The sequence below is a fragment of the Isoptericola sp. NPDC060185 genome (assembly GCF_042728595.1).
GTDB lineage: Bacteria > Actinomycetota > Actinomycetes > Actinomycetales > Cellulomonadaceae > Isoptericola.
This window is the reverse complement of record NZ_JBHWYY010000015.1, coordinates 38211-64921: the sequence shown is the minus strand read 5'-3', so window position 1 is coordinate 64921 and position 26711 is coordinate 38211. Positions and strand designations below refer to the sequence as shown.

Annotated in this window: 24 protein-coding genes and 1 riboswitch; of the genes, 15 read left to right on the top strand and 9 right to left on the bottom strand. The window is 76.8% G+C overall.

The features are described 5' to 3' along the window. Positions 1-4: 4 nt before the first annotated feature. Positions 5-1030 carry a helix-turn-helix transcriptional regulator gene (locus ACFWDO_RS08090; protein WP_380316355.1) on the bottom strand — a complete coding sequence of 342 codons (1026 nt, stop codon included), beginning with the start codon at positions 1028-1030 and terminating at the stop codon, positions 5-7. Continuing rightward, positions 1023-2120, bottom strand: a complete 1098-nt coding sequence (locus tag ACFWDO_RS08085; protein ID WP_380316352.1) for a helix-turn-helix transcriptional regulator — start codon at positions 2118-2120, stop codon at positions 1023-1025. Before ACFWDO_RS08085 ends, ACFWDO_RS08090 begins: the two co-directional genes overlap by 8 nt. 34 nt (positions 2121-2154) lie before the next feature. On the opposite strand from ACFWDO_RS08085, the gene ACFWDO_RS08080 reads away from it, so the two are divergent. The 8 genes from ACFWDO_RS08080 (at position 2155) to ACFWDO_RS08045 (ending at position 9213) form a co-directional block, all read left to right on the top strand. Beyond that, positions 2155-3423, top strand: coding sequence for a DUF3866 family protein (locus ACFWDO_RS08080; RefSeq protein WP_380316349.1), 1269 nt, complete (start codon positions 2155-2157; stop codon positions 3421-3423). 96 nt (positions 3424-3519) lie between these two features. Continuing rightward, positions 3520-4311 carry a DUF4129 domain-containing protein gene (locus ACFWDO_RS08075; RefSeq protein ID WP_380316346.1) on the top strand — a complete coding sequence of 264 codons (792 nt, stop codon included), beginning with the start codon at positions 3520-3522 and terminating at the stop codon, positions 4309-4311. After that, positions 4308-4853, top strand: a complete 546-nt coding sequence (locus ACFWDO_RS08070; protein ID WP_380316344.1) for a hypothetical protein — start codon at positions 4308-4310, stop codon at positions 4851-4853. Before ACFWDO_RS08075 ends, ACFWDO_RS08070 begins: the two co-directional genes overlap by 4 nt. Next, positions 4850-5842, top strand: coding sequence for an AAA family ATPase (locus ACFWDO_RS08065; RefSeq protein ID WP_380316341.1), 993 nt, complete (start codon positions 4850-4852; stop codon positions 5840-5842). Before ACFWDO_RS08070 ends, ACFWDO_RS08065 begins: the two co-directional genes overlap by 4 nt. Beyond that, positions 5839-7158 (top strand): DUF58 domain-containing protein, encoded by a 1320-nt coding sequence (locus tag ACFWDO_RS08060; RefSeq protein WP_380316339.1) that lies wholly within the window; start codon positions 5839-5841, stop codon positions 7156-7158. Before ACFWDO_RS08065 ends, ACFWDO_RS08060 begins: the two co-directional genes overlap by 4 nt. Next, positions 7155-7739 (top strand): hypothetical protein, encoded by a 585-nt coding sequence (locus tag ACFWDO_RS08055; RefSeq protein ID WP_380316336.1) that lies wholly within the window; start codon positions 7155-7157, stop codon positions 7737-7739. Before ACFWDO_RS08060 ends, ACFWDO_RS08055 begins: the two co-directional genes overlap by 4 nt. A gap of 40 nt (positions 7740-7779) precedes the next feature. Further along, positions 7780-8361: a Dps family protein gene (locus tag ACFWDO_RS08050; protein ID WP_380316333.1), complete on the top strand. Its 582-nt coding sequence runs from the start codon at positions 7780-7782 to the stop codon at positions 8359-8361. Between the two features lie 147 nt (positions 8362-8508). Beyond that, on the top strand, positions 8509-9213 hold the full coding sequence (locus tag ACFWDO_RS08045; protein WP_380316330.1) for a GNAT family N-acetyltransferase: 705 nt from the start codon (positions 8509-8511) through the stop codon (positions 9211-9213). Positions 9214-9348: 135 nt separating this feature from the next. Here the strand turns inward: ACFWDO_RS08045 and ACFWDO_RS08040 are convergent, their stop codons facing one another. Continuing rightward, positions 9349-10068, bottom strand: a complete 720-nt coding sequence (locus ACFWDO_RS08040) for a hypothetical protein (RefSeq protein WP_380316327.1) — start codon at positions 10066-10068, stop codon at positions 9349-9351. Between the two features lie 76 nt (positions 10069-10144). Between ACFWDO_RS08040 and ACFWDO_RS08035 the strand changes: the two genes are divergently transcribed. After that, a complete protein-coding gene (locus ACFWDO_RS08035) occupies positions 10145-10825 on the top strand; it encodes an IMPACT family protein (RefSeq protein ID WP_380316324.1) in 681 nt (226 codons plus the stop codon). Positions 10826-10897: 72 nt separating this feature from the next. Here ACFWDO_RS08035 and ACFWDO_RS08030 read toward each other — a convergent pair whose 3' ends face one another. From ACFWDO_RS08030 to ACFWDO_RS08020, 3 genes are all read right to left on the bottom strand, one after another. Then, the gene (locus tag ACFWDO_RS08030; protein ID WP_380316321.1) at positions 10898-12307 is read right to left on the bottom strand and encodes a UTP--glucose-1-phosphate uridylyltransferase; all 1410 of its coding nucleotides are present in this window, start codon (positions 12305-12307) and stop codon (positions 10898-10900) included. A 93-nt stretch (positions 12308-12400) separates the two neighbouring features. Next, on the bottom strand, positions 12401-13021 hold the full coding sequence (locus ACFWDO_RS08025; protein WP_380316318.1) for an L-threonylcarbamoyladenylate synthase: 621 nt from the start codon (positions 13019-13021) through the stop codon (positions 12401-12403). A gap of 77 nt (positions 13022-13098) precedes the next feature. After that, entirely contained in the window at positions 13099-14112 is a 1014-nt protein-coding gene (locus ACFWDO_RS08020; RefSeq protein WP_380316315.1) for a threonine/serine dehydratase, read from the bottom strand. A gap of 95 nt (positions 14113-14207) precedes the next feature. Here ACFWDO_RS08020 and ACFWDO_RS08015 point away from each other — a divergent pair, with 95 nt between their 5' ends. Then, complete coding sequence (locus ACFWDO_RS08015) at positions 14208-15167, top strand: LysR family transcriptional regulator (RefSeq protein WP_380316312.1); 960 nt, start codon at positions 14208-14210, stop codon at positions 15165-15167. 81 nt (positions 15168-15248) lie between these two features. After that, positions 15249-16751, top strand: a complete 1503-nt coding sequence (locus tag ACFWDO_RS08010) for a lipase maturation factor family protein (protein ID WP_380316376.1) — start codon at positions 15249-15251, stop codon at positions 16749-16751. 176 nt (positions 16752-16927) lie between these two features. Here ACFWDO_RS08010 and ACFWDO_RS08005 read toward each other — a convergent pair whose 3' ends face one another. From ACFWDO_RS08005 to ACFWDO_RS07995, 3 genes are all read right to left on the bottom strand, one after another. Then, the gene (locus ACFWDO_RS08005; RefSeq protein WP_380316309.1) at positions 16928-18793 is read right to left on the bottom strand and encodes an ABC transporter ATP-binding protein; all 1866 of its coding nucleotides are present in this window, start codon (positions 18791-18793) and stop codon (positions 16928-16930) included. Continuing rightward, positions 18790-20655 carry an ABC transporter ATP-binding protein gene (locus ACFWDO_RS08000; RefSeq protein WP_380316373.1) on the bottom strand — a complete coding sequence of 622 codons (1866 nt, stop codon included), beginning with the start codon at positions 20653-20655 and terminating at the stop codon, positions 18790-18792. Before ACFWDO_RS08000 ends, ACFWDO_RS08005 begins: the two co-directional genes overlap by 4 nt. A gap of 455 nt (positions 20656-21110) precedes the next feature. Next, positions 21111-22763, bottom strand: a complete 1653-nt coding sequence (locus ACFWDO_RS07995) for a bifunctional hydroxymethylpyrimidine kinase/phosphomethylpyrimidine kinase (protein WP_380316306.1) — start codon at positions 22761-22763, stop codon at positions 21111-21113. Then, positions 22754-22869, bottom strand: a riboswitch (TPP riboswitch). (Overlaps the previous gene by 10 nt.) 78 nt (positions 22870-22947) lie before the next feature. On the opposite strand from ACFWDO_RS07995, the gene ACFWDO_RS07990 reads away from it, so the two are divergent. The 4 genes from ACFWDO_RS07990 (at position 22948) to ACFWDO_RS07975 (ending at position 26646) form a co-directional block, all read left to right on the top strand. After that, positions 22948-23622 carry a hypothetical protein gene (locus ACFWDO_RS07990; RefSeq protein WP_380316303.1) on the top strand — a complete coding sequence of 225 codons (675 nt, stop codon included), beginning with the start codon at positions 22948-22950 and terminating at the stop codon, positions 23620-23622. Between the two features lie 77 nt (positions 23623-23699). Next, complete coding sequence (locus ACFWDO_RS07985) at positions 23700-24458, top strand: YcnI family protein (RefSeq protein ID WP_380316300.1); 759 nt, start codon at positions 23700-23702, stop codon at positions 24456-24458. Beyond that, on the top strand, positions 24455-25075 hold the full coding sequence (locus ACFWDO_RS07980) for a copper resistance protein CopC (RefSeq protein ID WP_380316297.1): 621 nt from the start codon (positions 24455-24457) through the stop codon (positions 25073-25075). The genes ACFWDO_RS07985 and ACFWDO_RS07980 overlap by 4 nt, the downstream gene beginning before the upstream one ends. A gap of 125 nt (positions 25076-25200) precedes the next feature. Next, the gene (locus ACFWDO_RS07975) at positions 25201-26646 is read left to right on the top strand and encodes a hypothetical protein (protein ID WP_380316294.1); all 1446 of its coding nucleotides are present in this window, start codon (positions 25201-25203) and stop codon (positions 26644-26646) included. The last annotated feature ends 65 nt before the right edge of the window (positions 26647-26711 follow it).

Below are 26711 nucleotides of genomic sequence, written 5' to 3'. Positions count from 1 at the left end.
GCGGTCAGCCTACGGTCCCGGTCGCGGTGCCGGGACCCATGCCCGTTTCGGTGCCCGTGGCGGCGTACGCGTCGAGCGCGCCGCGCGCGGCCTGCGCGACGTCGCGGGCGACGTCCGGCGGGTCCACCGCGACGACGTCGGGCGCGTTCGCGAGCAGCAGCCGGCGCAGCCACGCCGGGTTCGTCACCCGCAGCCGCACCTCCACGGTCCCGTCGGGAAGGTCCCGCACCGACTCCGCGGGCACCTCCTCCGCGACCCACCGGGCCGCCGACGCGAGCGTCAGGGTCGCCACGGGCGCGCCGCGGTGCGCGACCGACGCCCACACGTCCGCACCCAGGTCGCCCGCGACCGCGACGTCGTGCTCCGCGGCCGCCTCGTCGAGCACGTCCGCCGCGAGGATCCGGTCCACGCGGAAGGTGCGCCGCCCCGAGACCCGCAGGCACCAGCCCAGGAGGTACATCGCGCCGTCCTGGGTGAGCAGGCGCAGCGGGTCGACGTCCCGCTCCGTGGTGACGTCCGCCGCGTTCACGTAGCGCAGGTGCAGACGGCGGCCCTCGGCGAGCGCGGTCGTGACCGCGGCCACGACCTGCGGGTCGCCGTCGCCCTCGAGCTGCACGTCCACCGCGCCCGCCGCCTCGCCCGTCGCGGCCGTCAGCTTGTCCAGCGCGGACGCCACCACCGCGGCGCGCCCCCGGTCCGCCTGCACCGCCGGGGAGGCGTGCATGGCCCGCAGCGCCGCCACCAGCGCCACGGCCTCCCGCGTGCCCAGCCGCAGCGGGCGCGTCATGCCGCGCGCCTGCGTCAGGGACACGACGCCGTCCTCCAGCGAGTAGGCGTCGAAGTCGATGAGGTCGTCCGGCATGTACCCGGGCGTGCCCGACACCCACAGGGCGTCCACGTCCTCGCGCACCTGCCGCGGCGTCACGCCGAACCGGTCCGCGAGCTCCTCCACCCGCACCGGGCCGGCGCCGTCGAGGAACGCGACCAGCCCCAGCAGCCGCACCAGCCGGTCGTCCGCCCGCTCAGCCATCCGTCCCCTCCATGGTGTCCGTGGCGTCCTCGGTGTCCGTGTCGAGCGTCGCCGCCGCCTCCAGACGCCGCAGCACGTCCGCGCGCAGCTGCGCCGGCTCCAGCACCACCACCGCGGGCCCGTACCCGGCCACCTCGTCCGCCAGCGCCGACAGGCTCCGGAACTCCACCTCGACGACGTCGCGCCCGTCGGCCCGGCCCGGCCTGCCGGCCTCGCCCTCCGCGGTGGCCGGCAGGGCCCGGGCCCGCAGCGCCTGCGCCCGCTCCGGCACCACCGCCAGCAGCGCGCGCTGCAGCACGCCCACCCGCTCCCCCAGCATCGCGTCCACGTCGACCTCGTCGGGCACGTCGAACGCGCCCGCCTGCCCCCCGACCCGCACCCGCCCGGCGATACGCGAGAGGCGGAACACCCGCGCCGCGCCCCGCGCCCGGTCGAAGCCCACCAGGTACCAGCCGCTGCCCCGCGCCGCGATCCGCCACGGCTCCACGTGCCGCGTCAGCTCCTGCCCCGTGCTCGCCGCCCGGTACCGGAACGACACGTCCCGACGCTCCGAGACCGCCTCCAGCAACGGCACGTACGCGTCGCCCGCCGCCCGCACCCGCGGCGCCAGGCCCGCCACCGCGTCCGCCGCAACCTCCCCCGCGCCCGCCGCACGCAGCTTCGTCATCGCGCGCGACATGTCCGTGCGCAGCGTCTTGTCCGACCACAGCTGCGCCGCAAGCGCCACCACGCCCAGCTCCGCCGGAGTGAGGTCCACCGCGCCCAGCGCGTACGCGTCGTTGTCGATCCGGTACCCGACCTCGTCGCTGTGCCCGCCCGCGTCCACCGTCACGATCGGGATGCCGAGGGCGCGCAGCGTGTCCTTGTCCCGCTCGAACATCCGCTCGAACGCCTCCGTCGACGGCGCGTCGCCGTACCCCGCCACCCCCGCGCGCACCTGCTGCTTCGTCATCGACGCGCTCGTGTTCACCAGGGCGATGACGAGGTTCAGGAGGCGCTCGGCGGGCGGGGTGCCCCGCGACGACGGCGGGGGGTCGGAAGGCGCGGCAGCAGGCGGGCCGGAGGCCGGGTCCACGGGGTTCGCAGGCATCGGGACCAACGTAGTCGCCGGTAGCCTTCCACGGGTGACGACAGCGCCGAACCAGCCCCAGCCCGCCACGCCGCAGCACGCGCCCCGCGACACCCCGACCGGGCACGTCACCTGGCGCACCGGCACCGTCACCGCACGCGGCACCGCCTGGGCCGGCGCCCGCGAGGTCACCGTGCGCCTCGACACCCCCCTGCCCGCCCGCGACCTCACCACCGCCCCCGGCGAGGTCCGCGGCCTCGCGTACACCACCCTCGTCGGCGACCCCGACGTCGGCGACCGGCTCCTGCTCAACGTCTCCGCCCTCGCCCGCGGCCTCGGCACCGGCGGGTACGCCCTCGTCGTCGGCCCCGCCGGCAGCACCCCCGCCGCCCTGCCCGCCGACCCCCCGCCCGGCCCCGGCCACCTCGTCAAGGCCCGCTACACCCCCCTGCAGGCCATGGTGCTCGGCGTCGACGAGCAGGAGTCCGCCCACCACGACACCCTCCGCGACGCCGACGACCTCGCCGGCCTCCCCGTCGTCGTCGCCGACCTGCACTCCGCCCTGCCCGCCGTCGTCGCCGGCGCCCGCCACGCCGCCGAGACCGCCGGACGGCCCCACCCTCGCATCGCCTACGTCATGACCGACGGCGGCGCCCTGCCCGCCGCCTTCTCCCGCACCGTCGCCACCCTGCGCGAGGTCGGCTGGCTCGCCACCACCGTCACCGTCGGCCAGGCCTTCGGCGGCGACCTCGAAGCCGTCACCGTGCACACCGGACTCCTCGCCGCCCGCCACGTCGCCGGCGCCGACCTCGTCGTCGTCACCCAGGGACCCGGCAACCTCGGCACCGGCACCCGGTGGGGCTTCTCCGGCGTCGCCGCCGGCGAGGCCGTCAACGCCGCCGCCACCCTCCGCGGCCGCCCCGTCGCCTCCCTGCGCGTCTCCGGCGCCGACCCCCGCGACCGGCACCGCGGCATCTCCCACCACAGCCTCACCGCCTACGGCCGCGTGGCACTCGCGGCCGCCGACGTCCCCGTCCCCGACCCCACCCCCGAACTCGAGGCCCTGCCCGCCTGGGGCGCCGAGCTCACCGCGCAGGTGCGCGAGCAGGCCGCCACCCTCACCGGCACCCCCGCGCGCCACCACCTCGTCGACGTCCCCGCCGACCCCGCCCTCCTCGACGCCCTCCGCGGCTCCCCCGCCCGCCTGTCCACCATGGGCCGCACCCTCGACGGCGACCCCGCCTCCTTCGTCACCGCCGCAGTCGCCGGTGTCCACGCCGCCCGCCTCGCCCAGGACACCCACGACGACCCCGCCGCGTCCTGACGGTCCGCACCACCGACCCCACCCACGCCACCCACGCCACCCACCAGGACGGACGCCCCCAGCACCCACCCGGTGGCACCCGCTACCGTTCCTCGCATGGCAGCCCCACCGACGAGGCCACCCCGCAGGGCCACCCGCGCCGCCCTCGCGCCGCTCGCGGTCGCGATCCTCGCCGCCCTCGTCGTCCTCGGCGCCGCCACCGCCACCCCCTGGCGTGCCCGCGTCCCCGACGTGGTCCTGCCCGCACCCACCGCCAGCGACCCCGTCCGCGACCTGCGGCCCGGCGACCTCGTTCCCGCCGACCGTCCCGAGCCCTCCTACGACCTCATCACCTGGATCGTGGTCGCCCTCTCCGTCGCCGGCGCGATCCTCCTCGTCGCCCTCGTCGTGATGCTCGCCCGCCGCGTCCTGCGCGCCCTCGCCGACCCGGAGGACGACGACGAGCCCGACCCCCTCGCCCCCGGCGCCGCCACGGCCGGCACCCCCACCGAGCTCTCCCTCCCCCAGCTGCAGGACGCCGTCGACGCCGCCCTCGCCCGCGTCGACTCCGCCGCCACGCCCCACGACGCCGTCGTCGCCGCCTGGGTCGCCCTCGAGGACGTCGCCGCCGAGCACGGCACCACCCGCGACCCCGCCCAGACCGCCACCGAGTTCACCGCGCGCCTCCTCACCGTCCAGCGCCACGACGGACGCACCGTCCCCGCGTCCGACGTCGACACGCTGCGCCGCCTGTACCAGCGCGCCCGCTTCACCGACCGGCCCGTCGACGACGCCGCCGTCCACGACGCCCGCACCGCCCTGTCCCGCATCGCCCGCGCCCTCGGCCCCGCCCGCACCGTGCACCCCGGCCCCGCCGCGCACCCCACCCCCACGGACCCCGGCGCATGACCCGCCGCGCCCTGCTCACCGTCGCCCTCCCGGCGCTCGCGGCGATCGGCGTCCTCGCCGCCACGGGCCTGCTCGACCTGCTCCACGCGGCGCTCCTGGTGGTCGTCGCCGTGACCGCGGGCGTGCTGTGGCGGCGGCTCGACGACGGCACCGAGGTGCCGTGGCCCGACCCGCCCGAGAACCGTCGCGAGGGCGCCCGCAACGACGTCAGCGAGCTCGGGTGGGCGACCTTCACCCGCAGCGGCGCGGTCGGGGACCGGGTGCTGCGCCGCGTGCGGGAGCTCGCCGTCGCGCGCCTCGGCGCCGACGGCGTGGACCTCGCCGCCCCCGGCGGGCGGGAGGCCGCCGAGCGGCTCCTCGGGGCCGACGTCGTCGCAGGGGTCACCGCCCGCCGCCAGGTCACCCGCGCCGAGGTGCACCGCTGGCTCGACGCGATCGAGGCGCTCGACGCCCCCGCGCGCTCCGGCGGCCCGGCCCCCGCCCCGCGTACTGCCACCCCGACCCCACCGTCCGCCAGCACTGCAGGAAGGCCCCGCCCATGACCGTCGAGCCACCCGCCACCCGCCCCCTGCCCGTCGCCGAGGTGGCCGCCCTCGGGCGCCGGGTCCTGGACGAGGTCGGCACCGCCGTCGTCGGGATGCGCGACACCCTGGAGCTCGCCCTCGCCACCGTGCTCGCGGGCGGGCACGTGCTCTTCGAGGACGTGCCCGGCCTCGGCAAGACGCTCGCCGCGCGCTCCCTGGCCACCGCCCTCGGCCTCGACTTCGCCCGCCTGCAGTGCACGCCCGACCTGCTGCCCAGCGACATCACGGGCTCGTCGGTGTTCGACCCGTCCTCGCGCGAGTTCGTCTTCCGGCCGGGCCCCGTGTTCACCGGTCTGTTCCTCGCCGACGAGATCAACCGCACCCCGCCCAAGACGCAGTCGGCGCTCCTCGAGGCGATGGCCGAGCGCCAGGTCTCCGTCGACGGCGCCAGCCGGCCCCTGCCGCGGCCGTTCCACGTCATGGCGACCTCCAACCCCGTGGAGTACGAGGGCACCTACCCCCTGCCCGAGGCCCAGCTCGACCGGTTCATGGTGCGGCTCGCCGTCGGCTACCCCGACCGCGAGCAGGAGCGGGACGTGCTGCTGCGGCGGGTCGCCCGCCGCCAGGAGGCCGCGCCCGTGCGCCCCGTCGTCGACGCCGCCACCGTCCTCGCCATGCAGGCCGGCGTCGAGACCACCGCGGTCGACGACGACGTGGCCGGGTACTGCGTCGACCTCGCGGCCGCCACCCGCCGGCACGGCGCGCTCGAGGTCGGGGCGTCCCCGCGCGGCTCCCAGAACCTGCTCCTGCTCGCCCGCGCGGTGGCCGTGCTCGACGGCCGCGACTTCGTGCTGCCCGAGGACGTCAAGCGGGTCGCCGTCCCGGTCCTGGCGCACCGCCTCACCCTCACCCCGACCGCATGGGCGTCCGCGGTCCGCGCCGAGGACGTCGTGTCCGAGCTGCTGTCCTCGGTGCCCGGGCCGGCCACCGTGGGCCGGGAAGGGTGACCGCCGCCGTGTGGCGGCGCAGCCCGCAGGCGGCGGCCGGCGTCGGCGCCGGGGTGCTCGTCCTCGGCCTGGGCCTGCTCGCCGGCCGGGCCGACGTCGCCCTCCTCGGCGTCGCCCCGCTGCTCGGCGCCCTCTGGGCGGGGCGGCCCGGCGCCTGGCGCGCCACCACCCCGCGGCGGAGCACCACCCTGATGGTCGAGCCGGACGGCGGCCCCGCCGCCCCCGGTGAGCTGCGCGCCACCCTCCGCATCGACCCGCCCGACGGCGCAGAGCTCGTGCACGCGCGCGTCTTCGCACCCGGGCACCGTGTCACCGGCGTCGTCGTCGCCGCGACCACCCGCGAGCTCGCCCTCACCCTCAGCACCGTCCGGACCGGGCCCCAGCGCACGTTCCACGTCGACGCGCGCGGCCACGGCGCCGGCGGCACCACCGCCGAGGACCCGGTCGCCGCCACCGCTCCGGACCGGCTCGTGCTGCCCACGGCCATGCCGCTGGGCCGCGTCCCCGTGCCCCGCCGGCTGCGGGGCCTCACCGGTCCGCACACCTCCCGCCGCCTCGGCGACGGGAACGAGCTGCGCGACGTGCACCCGTTCACCCCCGGCGACCGGCTCCGGCGGATCGACTGGCGCACCACCGCCCGACGGTCCCCCGACCTCGAGACGCTGTACGTGCGGCGCACCTACGCCACCGCCGAGGCGACCGCCGTCCTCGTCGTCGACTCCCGCGACGAGGTCGGGCCCGACCTGCGCACCTGGCGTGGCACCGGCCCCCAGCGCGTCGACGAGCCCACGTCCCTCGACCTCGCCCGCCACGCCGCCGCCTCCGTGGCCGCCGCCCTCGTCACCGCCGGCGACCGCGTCGGCGTGGACGACCTCGGCCGCCGACGGCGCCCCCTGCCGCCCGCCGCCGGCCGCCGCCACCTGCGCCGCGTGCTGCACGCCCTCGCGCTCGCCAGCCCCAGCGGCACCCCCGAGCGCCGCCTGCGCGCCCCGCAGGTCCCCGCCGACGCGATCGTGTACCTGTTCAGCACCGTCCTCGACGACGAGCCCGTCGAGCTGCTGCGCGCCTGGCGCGCCACTGGTCACCCCGTCGTCCTCGTCGACACCCTGCCCGACGTCCGCGGCGCCCGGGAGGAGCACATGCGCCTCGCCTGGCGCGTGACGCGTGCCGAGCGCGACGACCGCCTGCGGCGCGCCGCCGCGGAGGGGGTGCCCGTCGTGCGCTGGGCCGGCGAGGCCCGCCACGAGGCCCCGCTCCGGCTCGAGGCCCTGGTCCGCGCCGCCGAGCGGCACCACGCCGGGACGGGCGCCCGATGACCGGCCTGCCCGCCCGCGTCCGCGCCTGGTGGCGGTCCCGCCAGCCCACGGGCCGGCCGCTGCCCGCCGTCGGCGTCGAGACCGGTCGCCGCCTCCCGGGATGGACGCTGCGCGCCGCGTTCCCCGTCGTCGTCCTCGTGCTCGTCCTGGCGGCCGGTGCCCGCACCACCGTCCTCACCGAGCTCTACGCCGTCCTCGCCGTCGTCCTGACGGTCTGGGCCGCCGTGCGCCCCGGGCCCGCGCCGGCCCACGTCGCCCTCGTCGCCGCCGCCCTCCTGCTCCTCGGGTCCGTCCGGGCCCCCTTCGACCCCGCGACGCTGTGGCTCGCGCCCCTCGGGTACGTCGTGACCAGGCTCGGCTGGTGGGCCCACCACCTGTCCGGAGCCGACCAGGTGGAGCTCGCCGCCCTGCGCCGCACCCTGACGCGCGACGGCGTGGTCGTGGGGGTGACGCTCGTCCTCGGCGCCGCCGCCTGGGCGCTCGCCGGGCACCCCGTCGGCTGGCTCGTCGCCCTGGGCGTGGCCGCCCTGGCTGCGCTCGCGTGGACCGTCGTGCGGGCCGACGATGGCCAGGCGCCCTGAGACCGCAGCGCGCAGCACCGACGAGGACGGAGACTCCCCGATGGCCGACAGCCCCCGCTACACCGTTCCCTCCCTCACCCCCGCCCAGGGCGCCAAGGTGGCGGCCATCCTGCAGGAGCGCCTCAACTCGTTGACGGACCTGCACCTCACGCTCAAGCACGTGCACTGGAACGTGGTGGGGCCGCACTTCATCGCCGTGCACGAGATGATCGACCCCCAGGTCGACGCCGTCCGCGCCATGACCGATGCGATCGCCGAGCGGATCGCGACCCTGGGCGTATCCCCCGTCGGCACCCCGGGGGCCCTCGTCGCGGCGCGGACCTGGGACGACTACGGCCTGCGCCGGGCCTCGGCGATCGAGCACCTCGGCGCGCTCGACGAGGTCTACGAGGGCGTCATCACCGCGCACCGAAAAGCGGCGAAGGACACCGAGAAGCTCGACGACGTGACCAACGACCTCCTCATCGGCCACCTGCACGAGCTCGAGCTGTTCCACTGGTTCGTCCGCGCCCACCTCGAGAGCGCCGGCGGCGACCTGTCCACCGAGGGTGCCACCACCGAGAAGGGCGCCGCCCGCAAGGCCGGCGCGGCCGCCGGCACGAGCCGGTCCCGCAAGAAGTAATCCGCACCGGGTAGTCCGCGCCGGGTAGGCCGCGCCGGTTAGGCCGCGCCGGTTAGGCCGCGCCGGGTAGGCCGCGCCGCACCGCGGGCGGACGAGGGGCGTCGTCGGGGCTGCCGCCCGGCGGCGCCCCTCCGGCATGATGTGCCCGTGATCCGCCGCTACCGCCCGTCCGACCGGGCCGCCGTCGCCGAGGTCTGCGTCCGCACCGCCGCGGGCGGCGGCGACGCCCGCGGACTGTACTCCGACGACCTGCTCATGCCCGAGGTCTTCGCCCTGCCGTACGTCGACCACTCGCCCGACCTGGCGTTCGTCGTCGTCCGCCCCGACGACGGGCTCGACGCCGCGAGCACCACCGACCCTGCCGACCCTGCCGACCCTGCCGACGCCGTGCTGCGCGTCGAGGACGGCCGCCTGACGGGCTATGTCATCGGCGTCGCCGACACGCGGGAGTTCGCCTCCTGGTGGGGACGCTCCTGGGGGCCGGCGTTCGCGGCGCGGCACCCGGAGCCGGGCGCGTCGCCCACGGGCCGGGAGCCGGGCTTCCCCGAGGCCGCGCTCCTGGACGCCGGCAGGGACGGCGACCGCATGGTGCGGGGGCTCACCGCCGACGAGCTCGACGCGTACCCGGCGCACCTGCACATCGACCTGCTGCCCGAGAGCCAGGGACAGGGCCTGGGGCGCGCACTGCTGGACACGCTGCGCTCCGCGCTCGCCGCGCGCGGGGTGCCCGGCGTCCACCTCGGCATGGACCCCGCCAACACCCGCGCCCGCGCGTTCTACGACCGGTACGGGTTCCACGAGCTGCCGTCGCACTCCCCCGACGGCCCGCTGCTCGGCATCGCCACCGCCTGACGTCGCCTCCCGAGGGACGACGACTCCGCCCGCCTCCCCGGGCGTCCGTCGGCCTGCCACGGCGCGACCCGCCGGTCCGTGCCTTTGGTCAGTTGCGTGCCTGGGTCGCGTCGGTGACTCAGGGTGCTTGGCACACTATTTATTCTCTGACGAGACTTCTCCGGAAGGCGCGAGGTCCCGGCCGAGGTCGGGCACGCCCGCGTCCACCCAGGCCCGGCGCACCTGCTCGAACCGGGTGGGCAGCGGCGCCCGCACCGCCCCGTACCGCGCGTTCGTCCGGTGCACGAAGCGCCGCCACGACAGCACCAGCCCCTGCCGGGTGATCGGCAGCCCGCTCGAGACGGTGGTGCCGTTGTCGTGCGTGTGGTGCACGGTGAGCAGCAGCGCCCGCGGCACCGACCCCTCCAGCTCGGCGGCGAGCTCCGTCCGCACGACCATCCAGTGCCGCAGGAGGAGAACCACCTCCGGCGGCAGGCGGTGCTCCCGGACGGTGCGGTGCTTGCCGTGCCGCAGCACGACCCTCCCCTCCCCCGGCTCGCGGGCGCCGCCCACCCGCCCGCGCCGACTCGCCGCCGCCGGGTCCGGGCCGAGGTCGAGGTCCTCGGCGCGCACGCGCAGCAGGTCCCCGTACCGCGCGCCCGTCGCCCTCGTGAGGCCCGCGATCACCGCCAGGCGCACCACCTCGGGCTTGCCGCCGGGGCGCAGCGCCTCCACCGACAGCTCCCGCCACACCCACTCGGCCTCGTCCAGCGTCACGGTGGGGCGCGGGTACCGCGCCGCCGCGGTCGTGGTCTCCCCTGCGGGGGCGTCGGCCGAGGTCAGGGTCTCGGGGATCTCCCCCGGGTCGGGCGTCATGGGTCCATCCTGGCGCTTGGCACACTTTTTATCGGGAGGTCATCGGCGTGTCGCGCGACGACGTAGCCTCGTCCGGGTGAGCCGCCCCGACCGCCCCGCCCCCGCGCCGCTCCCCGGGACGCTCGCCGCCCCCGTCGACCACGAGCTGGTCGTCAAGAAGTCCCGGTTCCTCGCGCACCTGGCCCCCGCCCGCACCGTCGAGGAGGCCGACGCCGTCGTCGCTCGCCTGCGCAAGGAGATCTGGGACGCGCGGCACCACTGCGTCGCCCTCGTCGTCGGCACGCACGCCGACCAGCAGCGCTCCTCCGACGACGGGGAGCCCTCCGGCACGGCCGGCGTGCCCATGCTCGAGGTGCTGCGCCGCCGGCAGCTCACGGACGTCGTCGCGGTCGTGACCCGGTACTTCGGCGGGGTGCTGCTCGGCGCGGGCGGGCTGGTGCGGGCCTACTCCGGAGCGGTCGCCGAGGCGCTCGACGTCGCCGCCGCCGACGGGGTCCTGCGCCGCCGGGAGGTGCTCACCGAGGTCACCGTCGACGTGCCGCACGCCGACGCCGGCCGGGTCGACCACCTGCTGCGCGACTGGGCGCAGGCGCACGACGCCGCCCTCGAGGAGCCGACGTACGCCGCCGTCGCCCGCCTCGCGCTGCTCGTGCCGCCGGCCGCGCTCCCCCGCCTGCGCGACGACCTCGCCGCCGCCTCGGCCGGCACGCTCACGCCCGTCGCCGGCGCCGACCGGGTCGTCGATCTCCCCGCCTAGCGTTGTGAGCGGGATTCTGGCCCGTCGACACGGCGTGTCGAGGGCGTGTCTCCCGCTCACAGCATCTCGGCGTCAGGGCTGGACGCCGTCCGCGGTGACGGTGGCGCCGGCGGGCACGGTCGCGGGCTCGCCGGCGTCGGCCAGGGCGGCGTCGCCCTCGGCGCGCACGCCCGCGCCGAACGTCCAGTCGCCCTCGACGGTGAGCGACGACGCGGCGCGCAGCGACGGCGCGCCCGCGGCGAACCGCTCGTCGAACCGGGAGATCGTCTTGTAGGTCGTGGACAGCTTCACCAGGGGCGCGGCGACCTGCGCGACCAGCCGGTAGTCGTCGGTGAGCTCGTAGACGTCCGAGCGCATGAGCAGCAGGTCGCTGGTGGTCTTCACCGGCAGGAACCGCTCGCGACCCACCTCGATCGCCGTCGCGCCCTCGAAGACGGCCACGGCCGCGCCCATCGCGGACTCGATCTGCACGACCTCCGGCGACGACGCGTCCGTGGGGTCCACGGTCTTCTCGTTGCGGATCAGGGGCAGCTCCAGGACGCCGCCGGTGCGGTCGAGCTCGGCGGCCAGCGCCTCGAGGTCGAACCAGAGGTTGTTCGTGTGGAAGTACGGGTGCACGGACGGGTCCAGGGACACGTCGACGTCGTCCGGGTGGGTCTGCGCCGTCTCGCGCTGCACGATGCGCCCGTCGCTCTTGCGGACCACGAGCTGGCCACCCTTGACGTCGGCCGGCGACTTGAGGCACATCTCGGCGGCGTAGGGCGCGCCCGAGGCGGCGAACCACGCGGCGATGGCGCCGTCGGGGGCGGCGCCGAGGTTGTCGGAGTTGGAGACGCTCGCGTAGCGGAAGCCGGCGTCCAGGAGCGCCCGCACGACGCCCGACGCGTGCAGCGCCGGGTACAGGTCGCCGTGCCCCGGCGGGCACCACTCGAGCGTCGGGTCGGCCGGCCACTCGACGGGCTCGAGGTCGTCGACGCGCAGCTTGGGCTCGCGGTTCTGCAGGAAGTCCAGCGGCAGCCCGTCGACGGCGAGGTCGGCGTAGGGGGCGAGCGCGGCGAGCGTGTCGTCCCGGGTGCGGAAGGAGTTCATCAGCACCAGCGGCAGCCGGGCGCCGGTGGCCTCCCGGGCGGCGCGCACCTGGCGGACGATGACGTCGAGGAAGGTGAGCGAGCCGTCGTCCCCCGCGTCGTCGCGCACCGTCAGCAGCGACTTCGCCTTGTCCATGCCCATCGACGTGCCGAGCCCGCCGTTGAGCTTGATGATCGCCGTCCGCGCCAGCGCGGCCTGGGCGTCGGTGTCCGAGACGTCGAGGTCGGCGTGCCGCGGCAGGTCGACCAGAGGGTCGACGTCGGCCTCGCGCACAAGGCCCGTCTCGCCGGACTCGAGGAGCCGGTAGAAGCGGGTGAAGGTCTCGATCGCGGCGGGGGCGACGCCCTCCGCCGACATCTTCTCTCGGGCCAGGGCAAGTCCGCGGTCGCTCATGGGCAGCACCCTAGCCGGGGCCCGGGCGGCGGCGTCCGCGGCGTCCGGGCCCGCCGCGGACCCGTCCCGGTCCTGTCCGGACCCGTCCCGGTTCTACTCGAAGCGGGACGGGTCCCCCGCGCCCACGCGCACGACCTCGGGATACCCCTCGGACCAGTCGACGACGGTCGTGGGCTCGGGCACCACCTCGCCGCCGTCGACGACGGCGTCGACCACGTGGTCGAGCTCCTCCTTGACCTGCCAGCCGTCCGTGAGCGGCTGCTCCTGACCGGGCAGGATGAGCGTCGAGGACAGCAGCGGCTCGCCGAGCTCGCGCAGCAGCGCCTGCACCACCCGCGAGGCGGGGATGCGCACGCCGATCGTCTTCTTCTTGGGGTGCGCCAGACGGCGCGGCACCTCCGCGGTGGCCGGGAGGATGAACGTGTACGGCCCCGGCGTGGCCGCCTTGATGGCGCGGAACGCCGTGTTGTCCAGGCGGACGAGCTGCCCCAGCTGCGCGAAGTCGGCGCACACGAGCGTGAAGTGGTGGCCTGCGTCGAGGTGCCGGATCTGGCGGATCCGCTCGGTGCCGTCGTGCTGGCCCACCCGGCAGCCCAGGGCGTAGCCGGAGTCCGTCGGGTAGGCGATGAGCGCCCCCTCGCCCAGCATCGCGACCACCTGCCCGATCGCCCGGGGCTGCGGGTCGACCGGGTGCACGTCGAAGTAGCGGGCCATGCCCGGCAGGGTATCCCCGGGCTCCGCCTCCTCACCCGACGTGGCGCGGCGCGCCCACGCGCCCCCGACGTCGGGACTCAGGCGCCCAGCGCCCGGCGGAGCTCCGTCTCGCTCGCGTTGCCGCCGGAGCACACGACGCCCACGCGGCGCCCGGCGAACTGCTCCGGATGCGTGAGGACCGCCGCCAGCGCGGCGGCCCCGGCGCCCTCGGCCACGGTGCGCGCGCCGGTGAGGTAGGCGCGCTGGGCGGCGGCGATGGCATCGTCGTCCACGAGGAGGAAGTCCGCGAGCCGCTCGCGCAGCACGGCCTGGGTGAGCGCGAAGCCGCACCCGACGGCGAGGCCCTCGGCGCGCGTCGTGTTCGCGGCCGTGCGCAGCTCGCCGGTGCGCCACGAGTCGTGCGCGGCCGGGGAGGCGGACGCCTGCACCGCGACCACCCTCAGCCCCGGCGCCAGCGCGCCCGCGACGAGGCACGCGGCCGCGGCGCCCGAGCCGCCGCCCACGGGCACCACGAGGACGTCGAGGTCCGGAGCCTGCTCCAGGAGCTCCAGGGTGGCGGTCGCGACGCCGGCCACGAGCACCGGCTCGTTGGCGGCGCCCACGAGGCGGGCGCCGGTCGCCGCGGCGATCCGCCCGGCCTCCTCGCGGGCGTCGTCGAAGGTCTCGCCGTGCAGCACGACGTCGGCGCCGAGGTCGCGCACCGCGCGCTCCTTGAGCGGGTTCGGGTGGTGCGGCATGACGATCGTGCACGCGGTGCCCGTGTGCCGGGCGGCGTACCCGAGGGCCTGCGCGTGGTTGCCCGTGGAGTAGGCGACGATGCCGCGGCGGCGCGCGTCGTCGTCGAACCCGAGCAGCAGGTTGAGGGCGCCGCGCACCTTGAACGCCCCGGTGTGCTGCAGGTTCTCGTGCTTGACGACCAGGTCGGCGCCCGCCGCGCCCGCGTCGGCGACGGCGCGGACGAGCTCCGGGTGCCGGACGGCGGGGGTCCGCACGACGAGCCCGTCGATCCGGCGGGCGGCGGCCAGCACGTCGCGCATCGTCGGGGGCGCCGGCACGTCGGACGGGGCGGGTGTCGGGACCGAGGTCGTCATCACAGCAGGATCGCCCGCGGGCGACTGATAGGTCCAATGCCTGTTCTGACTTGGCGTCATAGACCTCGTCGATGCATGGCCGTAGGCTGGCGGGCGTGTCCGTCGAACCCGCTCCCCCGCCCCACCTCGACCTGACGCGGCTGCGCGTGCTCGCCGCCGTCGCGCGCACCGGGTCGGTGACCGCCGCCGCGCGCGAGCTGCACTACGCCCAGCCGTCGGTGAGCCACCACCTCGCGCGCCTCGAGGCCGAGGTCGGGCTCCCCCTGCTGCAGCGGGCGGGTCGCGGCGTGCGCCTCACCGAGGCGGGCCGGCTCCTCGCGGCGCGGTCCGAGGAGATCCTGGGCCGGGTCGAGGGCGCGCGCCGCGAGCTCGACGCCCTCGCCGGGCTGCGGGCCGGGCGCGCCCGCCTCGCCGCCTTCCCGTCCGCCCTGGCGACGCTCGTGCCCGCCGCGGTGGCCGGGCTCCGGGCCGAGCACCCGGGGCTCGGCGTCGGGCTGGTCGAGGCGGAGCCGCCCGAGGCGGTCGCCGCGCTGCAGGCCGGTGACGTCGACGTCGCCCTCGTCTTCCGGCACACGGACGTGGGCCACGCGCGCCCGGTCATGGACCTCTCGCGGTTCGAGGCCACGGTGGTGCACTCCGAGCCCATCGCGCTGGTCCGCCGGGCGGACGACGTCGGCGCTGTCACGGCCGGTGCCATGACCCCGGGCGCCGACGGCCCGCCCCCGCTCACCGAGCTGCGCGACGCCGCGTGGATCGCCGGCTGCGAGCGCTGCCGGGCCGACCTCGTGGCCCGGTGCGCGACGGCCGGGTTCGCGCCGCGGATCGCGTTCGAGACCGACGACTACGTGGCCGTCCAGGCCCTCGTCGCCTCCGGCGCGGGCGTGAGCCTGCTGCCCTCCCTCGCGCTGCGCGCGCACCGCAACCCCGAGGTCGTGGCGCAGCACCTGCCCGGCGCCACGCGGCAGGTGCTCGCCCTCACGGTGGGCGCCCCGACTCCCGCGGCGCACGCCCTCGTCGAACGGCTGGTCGAGGCGGGCGACGCCGCCCGCGACTAGCGTGGAGGCGTGGCTGCGCAGCCCCTGGCCGGGCTGCCCGCCGGGCTGGGCACAGAGCTCCCTGAGGCACTGCCGCCCGGGCTGCCGACCGGGCTCGCGAACTGGCTCGACGGGTGGTGGGCCACCGCCGACGACGACGTCGCCCGCGAGATCCTGCAGCGAGGCGTCGCGGTGCTGCTGTGCCTGGCGTTCGTGCAGGCGCTGGCGCAGTTCCGGCCGCTGCTCGGCGAGCGGGGTCTGCTCCCGGTGCGGGCGTTCACCGCGCGCGTCCCGTTCCGCGCCGCGCCCTCGCTCTTCCACGCGGGCTACTCCGACCGGCTGCTGGTGGTCGTCGCCGGGCTGGGCGCCGCCGGCGCCGCGGCCCTCGTCGCCGGGCTGCCGCAGACCGGACCGTGGTGGGTCACGACGCTCGTGCTGCTCGCGCTGTGGGCGGCGTACCTGTCGATCGTCTCGGTGGGCCAGCGGTTCTACGCGTTCGGCTGGGAGACCCTGCTGTGCGAGCTGGCGTTCCTCGCCGCCTGGTTCGGTTCCCCCGCCGTGCCCGTGCCGTTCCTGCTCGTGCTCGCCGCGCGCTGGCTGCTGTTCCGCCTCGAGCTGGGTGCGGGGCTCATCAAGTGGCGCGGCGACCCCGCGTGGCGGAACCTCACCGCGCTCGACTTCCACCACGAGACGCAGCCGATGCCCGGCCCGTTCAGCTGGCACGCCCACCACCTGCCGCGCTGGTGGCACCGCACGGAGGTGGTGGGCAACCACGTGACGCAGCTGCTGGTGCCCTGGCTGCTGTGGCTGCCGCAGCCGCTGCCCAGCGTGGCCGGGGGCGTCGTCGTCCTCACCCAGGGCTGGCTGGTGCTGACCGGGAACTTCGCCTGGCTCAACTGGGCGGCGATCGTGCTCGGCGCGGCCATGGTGTCCGACGACGTGTGGCGCGCCCTCCTGGGCGCCCTGCCCGGCGACCTGATCGGACCCGTCGGCGGGACGACCCCGGCCACGCCGCCGCCCGACGTGCCGCTCGGCTACCTGGTCACCGCCTCGCTCGTCGCCCTGCTGCTCGCCACGCTGTCCGTGCGCCCGGCGATCAACCTCGCGTCGCGGCGCCAGAAAATGAACGCGAGCTTCGAGCCGCTGCGCCTCGTCAACGCGTACGGGGCGTTCGGCAGCGTGACGCGGCGCCGCGACGAGGTGATCGTCGAGGGCACGCTCGCCGAGCGGCCCGGCCCCGACGACTGGCGCGAGTACGACTTCCGCGGCAAGCCCGGCGACGTGCACCGGCGCCCGCCCCAGGTCGCCCCGTACCACCTGCGGCTCGACTGGTTGCTCTGGTTCGTGCCGCTCGGCGCCTCCGGCCCCTGGATCCCGCGGCTGTGCCAGCGGCTTCTCGAGGCCGACCCGGCCACCCTGCGGCTGCTGCGGCGCGACCCGTTCGACGGCGAGCGTCCGCACTGGGTGCGGATACGGCTGTTCCGCTACCGGTTCACCACCCGCCACGAGCGGCGCCGCACGGGCGACTGGTGGGTGCGGCACGAGCTCGAGACGATCGTCGGCCCGGTGGACCTCGCCCTCCTGTCACGCCGACGCGGTCCGTGACACTGCGGCCCGGGGCCCGTCCTGTGGCTCGATATCCCCGCGGAGACGACGACGGGTCGGCCGAGAGTTTCTTCGCGGGGACGTATCCCTCCCGAAGTGGAGGGCGCCCTGGCGCCCGTGAACGCGTCCCCGCGAAGACCTCTCGGCCGGCCCGGCCCCCAGCCACGGAGCCAGGACTACACCAGCGAGTCCTGCCAGGCCGCGTTGAGGGCCGCGTAGTGCCCGTCCCCCGCCGCCAGCTCGTCGGGCGTGCCGTCCTCGATCACGCGCCCGTGCTCCATGACGAGCACCCGGTCGGCGATCGCGACGGTCGACAGGCGGTGGGCGATGATGATCGCCGTCCGGTCGGCCAGCAGCGTCTGCAGGCCGTGCTGCACCAGCCGCTCGCCGGGGATGTCCAGCGACGACGTCGCCTCGTCGAGCACGAGCACCGCCGGGTCCGCGAGGAACGCCCGCGCGAACGACAGCAGCTGCCGCTGCCCGGCCGAGACGCGGCCGCCGCGCTTGTTGACGTCGGTGTCGTAGCCGTCGGGCATGTCCATGATGAACTCGTGCGCCCCGACCGCCCGGGCGGCCGCCTCGATGTCCTCCTGAGAGGCCCCGGGGCGGCCGAGCGCGATGTTTTCCCGCACGGACCCGCTGAACAGGTACGCCTCCTGCGTCACCATCACGACGGCGCGCCGCAGGTCGGTGGTCGACAGGTCGCGCACGTCGACGCCGTCGAGCTGCACGCGCCCCTCGCTCGCGTCGTAGAACCGGGTCACGAGCTTGGCCAGCGTGGACTTGCCGGCTCCCGTCGTGCCGACCAGCGCGACCGTCTGCCCCGCCGGGAGCGTGAGGTCGAGGTCGGGCAGCACGACCGGGCCGTCGCCGTACCGGAAGGTGACGTGGTCCAGCCGCAGGGCGCCGCGCGCGTGCGGCAGCGCCACGGGACGGCGCGGCTCGACGACGGTCGGCTCCTCGGCCAGCAGGCCGGACACCTTCTCCAGCGCCGCCGTGGCGGACTGGAAGGAGTTGTAGAAGTTGCCGAGCTGCTGGATCGGCTGGAAGAACCGCTTCACGTACAGCAGGGACGCCACCAGCACGCCGACGTCCAGCCCACCGGAGTAGACCCGCCAGCCGCCGATCGCGAGCGCGACCGCGACCGCGACGTTGCCGATGAGCACCAGCCCCGGCTGGTAGCGGCCGTTGAGCCCCATGGTGTTGAGGTTGGCGTCCCGGTACTGCTCGCTGAGCGCGCCGTACTCCGCCTCGGTGGTCGACTCCCGGCGGAACGCCTGGACGGCGCGCATCCCGGTCATCGTCTCGACGAACTTCACGATGAGCCGCGCGGAGGTGGTGCGCTGCTCGCGGTAGAACACCTGCGAGTGCTTCTGGAACCACCGGGTGAGCAGCCATGCGGGGACGAGGGCGACGGCGAGCACCAGGCCGGACCGCCAGTCGAGCAGGAACAGGCTCAGCCCGGTGAAGATCATCAGCATGAGCGAGGACACGACGCCGGTGAGCCCGCCGTCGAGCAGCTCGCGCAGCGCCTCGAGGTCGGACGTCTGCCGGCTGATGATGCGGCCGGACGTGTACGACTCGTGGAACTCCAGGCTGAGCAGCTGGGTGTGCCGGAAGACCCGGCGGCGCAGGTCCAGCAGCACGCCCTGCGCGATCTTCGCGGCCTGCCGCACGTAGGCGCCCGCGCACAGCCCGCCGACGACCGCGGCGACCAGGTAGGCGGAGCCGACCAGCACGAGGGTGCCGACGTCGCCGTCCATGAGGTCGGGCACGGCGGAGTCGATGGCGAGGGACACGAGCCACGGGCCGGCCACCTGGCCGAGCGTCGAGACCACGACCAGGAGGCCCGCGAGGGCGAGGGCGCCGCGGCGCGGCCGCAGCAGCTCGCCCAGCAGGCGCAGCGACCGGGACCTGACGTCCCGGGAGGCCGCGGCGTCGAGCCGGGTGGCGTCGTCCGCGGTCGCGTCGGTGGGGCGACGGCGGTCGTCCGGACCGGACGTCGCGGGCTGGGACGGTTCCGGCGTGCTGGGGCGGCTCACGGCTGGACCTCCTTCTCGTCGTGCCCGGTCCGGGCCTGCTCGGACTGTGCCTGCTCGGACCCGGCCTGTTCGGTCGGGTCCGGGTCGGCGTCGTCTTGCTCAGCCCGAGCGCGGTCGGGCTCGTCCCGGCCTGAGTGCTCGGCGCTCTCCTCCCAGTCCTGCTCCAGGCTGGAGATGACGTGCCGGTAGTGGGCGTCGCTGGCGAGCAGGTCGCGGTGCGTGCCGACGGCCGTGATCCGGCCGTCCCGCAGCACGGCGACGCGGTCCGCGAGCGCCACGGTGGACGGCCGGTGCGCGATGACGAGGCTCGTCGTCCCGTCCAGCACGGTCCGGAGCCGGGTGGTGACGGCCTCCTCGGTCGCGACGTCGAGCGCGGACAGCGGGTCGTCGAGGACGAGCACCGCGGGCCGCGCCGCGATGGCGCGCGCGAGGGCGAGGCGCTGGCGCTGGCCGCCGGACAGGGACAGGCCCTCCTCGCCGATCCGCGTCTCGACGCCTTGCGGCAGGTTCGCGACGAAGCCGGCCTGTGCCACCTCGAGCGCCTCGTGCAGCCGGCGCTCCCGCTCGGCCTCGGGGACGGCGTCGGGCCCGGCCTCCGGGACGCCGAGGAGCACGTTGTCGCGCACGGACGCGGAGAACAGGGTCGGGTCCTCGAAGGCGACCGCGACCGCGCGCCGCACGTCGTGTCGCCGCATGCGGCGCACGTCCACGCCGTCGAGCAGCACCTCGCCGCCCGTGACGTCGAAGATGCGGGGCACCACCATCGCCAGGGTGGACTTGCCCGACCCGGTGAGTCCGACGAGCGCCGTCGTGGTGCCGACGGGCAGCTCGAGGTCGACGTGGGCGAGGACCGGGCGTGCGGCGTCCTCGTAGCGGAAGGTGACGTCGCGGAGCTCCACGTGGCCGCGCGCGGGGCCGGTCTCCACAGGGTCCGCGGGGTCGGCCAGGGGGTTCGGGGTCTCCATCACCTCGAAGAAGCGGTCGACGGCGGTGCGGGCGTTGAGCGTCATCGACAGGGTCATCCCGAGGTCGACCACGGGGCCGTTGATCACGGCGGTCGTGAGGAAGAACGCCACGAGGCTGCCGACGGTGATCTGCCCCTGGGCGGCGAGCACGGTGCCGAGCACCAGGCAGACGGCCAGCGTGACCTCGGGGATGAGCTGCAGCGACGTGGTGACCGTGGCCTGGTTGCCCGCCTTGCGGATCTCCGTGCGCCGGAGCTCCTCCGCCTGGTCGGTGAACGAGTCGAGCGCGTCGCGACCGCGGCCGAACGCCTTGAGGACGCGGATGCCGTGCACCGACTCCTCGACGGTGGTGGCGAGGTCGCCCGACTGGTCCTGCGACAGGCGCGCGATGACGCGGTAGCGCCGCGAGAAGCGGAACGCGATGACCGTGACCGGGATCGCGCCCGCGAGGTAGACGAGGCCGAGCCAGCCGGCGGTGGCCAGCAGGATGCCCACGCCGACCACGATCGTCACGATGCTGACGACGAGCTGCAGGAGGCCGAAGACCAGCCAGCGCCGCAGCAGGCCGAGGTCGCCCATGATCCGGCTCAGCAGCTGGCCGCCGGGCCACCGGTCGTGGAACGCGACGGGCAGGTCCTGCAGGTGGCGGAACAGCGCCATCCGCAGCTCGGCCTCGACCCGCGTGCCGGGGTACATGACGAGGTTGCGGCGCAGCAGGACGAACCCGGCCTCCGCGACCCCCAGGACGAGGACGAGGAGGACGGGCACGACCAGGGCGCCGAGGTCGTGGGCGGCGGCACCCTCCGCGAGGGGGCCCTCGACGAGGGTCTGGAGCACGCGCGGGATCGCCAGCGCGGCGAGGCTCGCGCCGAGAGCCGAGAAGAGGCCGCCGACCATGCGCGGCAACGCGGGCCTGACGTAGGGGTACAGCCGGCGGATCGACGCGAGGGTCGAGAGCTCGGAGCCCGCGGGGGCGACGGGGTCCGCCGGGGCGACGGGGTCCGCCGGGGCGACGGGGTCCGCCGGGGCGCGATGGCCGGGTGCGCCGGGCGGCCCCGACGGCCCGCCCGGCGGCGTGCCGGGCGCGACGGACGAGCGCGGGGCGGAGGAGGCGGAGCTCCTCCTCGGACTGTGGGAGGGATCGGCGCCTGCGGCGCCTCGGCTGCTGCTGCGCGGAGCGCGCGTTGTGTCGGGCATCACCACCATTCTGACACCCGCCACCGACACGCTTGCCCCGGTCACCGCCTTTTGGCAAGCGTTTGCCCGACCTGGGGCGAAGGCGCGGTGAAGGCATGGCGCCGGCCTGACCCGGGTGCTCCGGCAGGGCCGGGCTCAGGCCACCGCGCCCGGGCTCACCCCGCCACGGCCCCCTCGAGCGCGACCGCGCGGGGCCGGGCGGCCTGGTCGAAGAACGCGAGCTCGTGCTCGCACGCCCCCTGGAAGGCCGCGCCCATCCGCACCCGGGTGGCCGGCCCCGCGGCGCCGGCGACGCGGCGCAGGACGGCGACGGCCTGGCGGGTCGCCGCGGCGAACTCGTCGTCGGCGTACGTGCCGAGCCAGGCGGCGTACGGGTGTCCGGGGTGGTTGCGGGCCGCGAGCCGCTCGCCCACGTCCTGGTAGATCCAGTAGCACGGCAGGACCGCGGCCACGAGGGTCGCGTAGTCGTCCCCGGCGGCGCGCAGGTGGTCGAGGTACGCGGCCGTCGTCGGGCTGGTCGGCACGTCGGTCGGCTCCCCGCCGAGCCACGTCGTGTGCAGGTCGAGCTCGGTGACCAGGGCGCCGTGCGCGCCGCCGGCCCAGAAGGCCTGCTCGGCGCGCGTGGGCGCGAGCTGGCTGGCCCGGGCCAGCGCGCGCGAGTACTCGCGCAGGTAGATCGCGTCCTGCTCGAGGTAGTCGCGGAACCGGTCCGTACCGAGCGTCCCGTCGCCAAGGGCCCGCACGAACGACAGCTCGTCGATCGCGGCCCGCACCCCGGCGGCGGCGGCCCACCACCCGTCGACGGCGTCGCGGCCGGCCCCGGCGGCGGCCTCGTCCCGCCCGGCCGGGGGCTCCGGATCGACGGCGCCCGCCGGGGTGCTCCCCGCGAGATGGTCGACCGGCCCGTGCCCCCCGCCGACGCGCAGCGCCTCCCCCGCCCGGATCGCCGCCGCCAGCCACGCCTTCGTGCCGCGCAGCGCCTCGGCCCAGTCCCCCGTGCGGGCGTACCGGGCGGCCAGCCCGCTCGACAGGGAGCAGCCGGTGCCGTGCGTCGCCGTGGTGCGGACCCGCTCGCCGGCGAGCTCCAGCAGCGTGCCGTCCGGGCCGACGAGGGCGTCGGGCGCGCCGGGGTCGCCCTCCTCGGCATCGTCGCCCGTCAGGTGCCCGCCCTTGGCCACGACCAGCACGTCGTGCCGGGCGGCGAGCCGGCGCGCCTGGTCGAGCGCGGCGGGCCAGTCGGGCGCGGGGGGCTCGCCGGCCAGGACCGCGAGCTCGGGCAGGTTGGGCGTGACGACGTCGACCCGCGCGAGCAGGTCCCGCACGGCGCGCTCCGCCGTCGGGTCCAGCAGGCGGTCGCCGCTGGTGGCCAACATGACCGGGTCGAGCACGACGGCCGGGCGGGCCCCGTTCGCGCCGTCCGGAACCGGCCCGCCGTCCGGCAGGCCGTCGAGCCACGCGCCGACGGCCCGCGCGACGGGCGCCGACGCGAGCATCCCGATCTTGACGGCGTCGATGGCGATGTCGTCCGCGAGCGCGTCGAGCTGGGCCGTGAGGAACTCCGCGGGCGGCACGTGCACCCCCCGCACGCCGCGCGTGTTCTGGGCCGTGAGGGCAGTGAGCGCGGCCATGCCGTACCCGCCGGCCGCGGCGATCGCCTTGAGGTCCGCTTGGATCCCGGCGCCGCCCGACGGGTCGGAGCCGGCGATCGCCAGGACCCGGGGCCTGCTGGGCGCGGGGGTTGGTGCGGTGGTCGCGGGAGCGGTGGTGCCCCGGAGGGCGGAGCTGTCGTGATGCGCGCGCACGCTCATGTCGACATCCCTTCGTCAGTGCTAGCTGAATCAGGTTCGACGGGTGTGATCTCAGCGTCTCGTCGCCGGCCGGGGCCGACGGCGGGAGGCACCCCGTGTCGTTCGGCGCCACCGTAGCCCACCGGCCGCAGCGGTCGGCGGCGGGTCCTCCCAGGCGTGTCGCCCGGCGGGATAGGGTGCCGGGGTGCCCGTGGTCGTCCGTCGTGTGCGCGAGCTCCTCGTCGCCGGCACGACGCTCAGCATCGCGGCCGCCGCCCACCTCCTGGGCGGCGGCGCGCTGCCCGGTGCACCCCTCGCGTGGCTGGTCGTGCTGGCGCTCTCGGCGCCCGTCGCCGTCTGGACCGCCCGCCGTCGCCTGACGCTGCGCCGCCTGCTGCCCGCCATGGTCGCGCTGCAGCTCGTGCAGCACTCCGCCCTGTCGGTGCTCGGCGCCGCCCGCGCCGACGACGACCCCTGGGGCACCGGGAGCACGGTGGGCGCGGGCGGAGCCGTCCCGGCCCTCGCGGGCCACGCCGGGCACGACCTCGGGCCCGGCTCGCTGGTCCCCGCGACCGGGACCGCCGTGCACCTGGAGCACGCCGCCGACGGCGGCACCACGACGTGGATGCTCGCCGCGCACGCCGTCGCCGTCCTCCTGACCGCGCTGCTGCTCGCCGCGGGCGACCGGGCCGCCGCGAACGTCGCCTCGCACCTGGCGCACGTGGCGCTGCTGGTGCGGGGGCCGGCCTCGCTGCCCGTGGCCCGCCGCGGGCCCGTCGTCGCGGGACCGGTCTGGCGTCCGCTGCCGTGGCACGCGCGCCGCCGTCCGGCGCCGCGCGGGCCCCCGGTGCGGCGCGGCGCCCTCGCGCGCGCCGCCTGAGCCCTGCCCTGGTCCGAGGTCGGACGGGGCGGGCCCTCGCCGTCCCACGAACCCTCGAACCACCGGAGCAGACAGCCATGCCTACGACCACCCCTGCCCGCACGCGCCGCACCCGTCGGCTCGCCGGAGCGGCCGCCCTCGCCGTCCCCGCCCTCCTGCTGGGCGCCGGAGCCGCGTCCGCGCACGTGACGGTGACACCGGACTCCGCCGAGTCCGGCGCGTACGCCACCCTCACCTTCAAGGTCCCCAACGAGTCGCCCGAGGCGTCGACCACGGCCGTGAAGGTGACGCTGCCGAGCGACACCCCGTTCACCAGCGTGTCCGTGGAGCCCGTCCCCGGGTGGAGCGCGAAGGTGACGCGGGCCGAGCTGCCCGAGCCGGTCGACGTCCAGGGCACCACCCTCACGGAGGCGCCCGCGAGCGTCGAGTGGACCGCCGACGACCCCGACGCCGGCATCGCGCCCGGCGAGTTCCTTCGCTTCTCCGTCTCGGCGGGCGCCGTGCCCGACGGCGTCGACGCGATCACGCTGCCGACGACGCAGACCTACTCCGACGGCGAGGTCGTCGAGTGGGACCAGGAGGCCACCGGCGACGCCGAGCCCGAGCACCCGGCCCCCGTGCTGCAGGTCGTGCCGGCGACCGGTGACGACGCGCACGGCAGTGCGGCAGGGGCCTCGGCCGAGACCGGGTCCGACGCCTCGGCGCAGGCCGATGACGGGTCCGGCGACACCCTGCCCCTCGCGCTCGCTGCGGCGGGCCTGGGGCTGGGTCTCGTGGGCGCCGTGACCGGCGTCGCCGCCCTGGCCCGCACCCGCGCCCGGACGGAGCAGCGATGACCCGCGGCCGTCCCCGCACGACCCGCCGCGCGCTCCTCGCCGGCGCGGGCGCGCTCGGCCTCGCCCTCGCGGGCGCCGTCGGGCTCGCCGGGCCCGCGAGCGCGCACAACGTCGTCGTCGGCACCACGCCGACGTCGGGCTCGACCGTGACCGAGGCGCCCGAGTCCGTCGAGATCACGTTCGACGAGGCGGTGCTCAACCTGGCCGCCGACGGGTCGAGCACCGTCATCTCGGTGACCGACGCCGACGGCACCGAGCACGCGAGCGGGTGCCCCACCACGCAGGACCGCACCGCGTCCGTGCCGGTGACGCTCGGCCCGGCGGGCGAGTACACCGTCGACTGGCGCATCGTGTCCGCCGACGGCCACCCGACCAGCGGGCAGTTCGCGTTCACCTACGACCCGCCCGCCGGTGCGGCGGCGGCCACCCCGGCCGCCGAGGCGACGCCCTGCGGCTCCCCGGCGGCCGGCTCCGACGCCCAGGCCGCCAGCACCGGCACCGCGGACGACGACGGCTCCTCCGAGCTGGTCGTCGTGCTCGGCATCGCCGGGGGCGTCGTCGTGCTGGCCGGTGCGGCCGTCCTCGTGGCGCTCCGGGTCGCCCGGCGCCGCGACTGACGCACCGAAGACCTGTCAGGGCCAGCGCGACGTATGTCGAGCGCTGGCCCTGACAGGTCCGGGGCCGCACCCGCTCCGCGCCGGGGCGTCCCCGCACCCGCCGTGCTCCGCCTACGATGCCGACCATGGATGCGGGGCAGATCGTCGGGATCGTGACGGGCCTGGTCGTGGTGGTCGTGCTGGTCACGGCGGTGGCGGTCTGGGCAGCACGGCGCAGGAGCGCCGCCCGGGCACGCGCGGCGGAGCTCGAGGCCGAGCTGCAGCGGCTCGGCATCGAGGCCGGCTCCGCGCTGGTGCGCACCGACGAGCGGGCCCGCCTGGCGGAGGACGAGCTGTCCTTCGCGGTGGCCGAGCTCGGCGAGCGCGACACCCGCGAGCTCGCGCCGACCCTGCGGCGGGCGCGCGAGCGGCTGGCGGAGGCGTTCCACCTCAACCAGCGGCTGCACGACGAGGTCCCGGACACCGACACCGAGCGGCGCGAGTGGTCGGCGCGGATCGTGGACCTGTGCCGGTCCGCCGGCGGCTCCCTGGACGACCTCGACCGCGGCCTCGCGGGGCTGCGGCAGACCGTCCGCGGCACGCCGGACGTCGTGGCCCGGGTGGACGGCGAGCTGGCCCGGGTGCGCGACGCCGTCCCCGCGGCGCGGGCCGACCTCGAGCGGTTGCGCGGCCAGTACGCGGAGCGCGCTCTCCTGCCGGTCGCGGACAACCCCGACCAGGCGGAGCGGCTCCTCGAGTTCGCCGGCCGCAGCACCGCGGCGGCGCGCAAGCGGCTCGCGACGCAGCAGGTGGCGGAGGCGGGCGCCGCGGCCCGCGCGGCGGAGGAGGCGGTGCGCCGCGCGGAGGGCCTGCTGCGCGCCGTCGACGACTACGAGGCCGAGGCGTTGCGCGCCGAGGCCGCGCTGGGCGCGATCGTCGCCGAGTCGCGCGCCGAGCTCGCCCAGGCCCGCGCGCTGCCGGCCGCGGTGCGCGCGGGCCGGATCGACGGCGCCGTCGACGCCCTCGAGGGCGCGCTCGCGTCGCTGCCCGCCCCGGGCGAGCCCGGCGACCCGCTCGACGCGCTGACGCGAGTGCGCGAGGCCAACACCGCGCTCGACGACGCCGTGGCGGAGCGCGCGGAACGCGACGATCGCGCCCGCAAGGCCGCGGCGCGCCTCGGCCCGGCGCTCGACGACGCCGAGCGGCAGCTCACCGCCGCGCGCTCCGTCGTGGACGACTACCGCGCCCCCGTCGGCCCCGACGCCCGCACCCGCCTCGCGGAGGCCGAGCGCGAGGTGGCGCAGGCGCGCACGACCGACGACCCGGAGCGCGCGTTCGCCGCGGCCCGACGCGGGGCGGCCCTCGCGGCGGAGGCCGCGACCCTGGCGCACCGCGACATCGCCCGCGCCGGCAGCGGCCAGCGGTGGGACGGCGGCTACAACGGCGGGCACGACCGCGGGTACGGCGGCTGGGAGGGCGGGCGCCGAGGGGGCGGACGCAGCGGCTCGGACGTCTTCGGCGCCGTCCTGGGCGGGATGGTGCTGGGCGGGATCCTCGACGACATCGGGGACATCGGCGACATGTTCGACTGACCGCGGGGTCACGAGGGATCACGAGGGATCACGAGGGATCACGACGGGTCAGGCGGGACGGGGGG

Bases quoted from the DNA above. Each gene is read 5' to 3' on its own strand.
- ACFWDO_RS08090 (WP_380316355.1), bottom strand. From the start codon at position 1,030: ATGGCTGAGCGGGCGGACGACCGGCTGGTGCGGCTGCTGGGGCTGGTC.
- ACFWDO_RS08000 (WP_380316373.1), bottom strand. From the start codon at position 20,655: ATGGTCGGCGGCCTCTTCTCGGCTCTCGGCGCGAGCCTCGCCGCGCTG.
- ACFWDO_RS08025 (WP_380316318.1), bottom strand. From the start codon at position 13,021: ATGGCCCGCTACTTCGACGTGCACCCGGTCGACCCGCAGCCCCGGGCG.
- ACFWDO_RS07980 (WP_380316297.1), top strand. From the start codon at position 24,455: ATGACCCGCGGCCGTCCCCGCACGACCCGCCGCGCGCTCCTCGCCGGC.
- ACFWDO_RS07995 (WP_380316306.1), bottom strand. From the start codon at position 22,763: ATGAGCGTGCGCGCGCATCACGACAGCTCCGCCCTCCGGGGCACCACC.
- ACFWDO_RS08075 (WP_380316346.1), top strand. From the start codon at position 3,520: ATGGCAGCCCCACCGACGAGGCCACCCCGCAGGGCCACCCGCGCCGCC.
- ACFWDO_RS08070 (WP_380316344.1), top strand. From the start codon at position 4,308: ATGACCCGCCGCGCCCTGCTCACCGTCGCCCTCCCGGCGCTCGCGGCG.
- ACFWDO_RS08065 (WP_380316341.1), top strand. From the start codon at position 4,850: ATGACCGTCGAGCCACCCGCCACCCGCCCCCTGCCCGTCGCCGAGGTG.
- ACFWDO_RS07985 (WP_380316300.1), top strand. From the start codon at position 23,700: ATGCCTACGACCACCCCTGCCCGCACGCGCCGCACCCGTCGGCTCGCC.
- ACFWDO_RS08055 (WP_380316336.1), top strand. From the start codon at position 7,155: ATGACCGGCCTGCCCGCCCGCGTCCGCGCCTGGTGGCGGTCCCGCCAG.
- ACFWDO_RS08020 (WP_380316315.1), bottom strand. From the start codon at position 14,112: ATGACGACCTCGGTCCCGACACCCGCCCCGTCCGACGTGCCGGCGCCC.
- ACFWDO_RS08050 (WP_380316333.1), top strand. From the start codon at position 7,780: ATGGCCGACAGCCCCCGCTACACCGTTCCCTCCCTCACCCCCGCCCAG.
- ACFWDO_RS08085 (WP_380316352.1), bottom strand. From the start codon at position 2,120: ATGCCTGCGAACCCCGTGGACCCGGCCTCCGGCCCGCCTGCTGCCGCG.
- ACFWDO_RS08030 (WP_380316321.1), bottom strand. From the start codon at position 12,307: ATGAGCGACCGCGGACTTGCCCTGGCCCGAGAGAAGATGTCGGCGGAG.
- ACFWDO_RS08040 (WP_380316327.1), bottom strand. From the start codon at position 10,068: ATGACGCCCGACCCGGGGGAGATCCCCGAGACCCTGACCTCGGCCGAC.
- ACFWDO_RS07975 (WP_380316294.1), top strand. From the start codon at position 25,201: ATGGATGCGGGGCAGATCGTCGGGATCGTGACGGGCCTGGTCGTGGTG.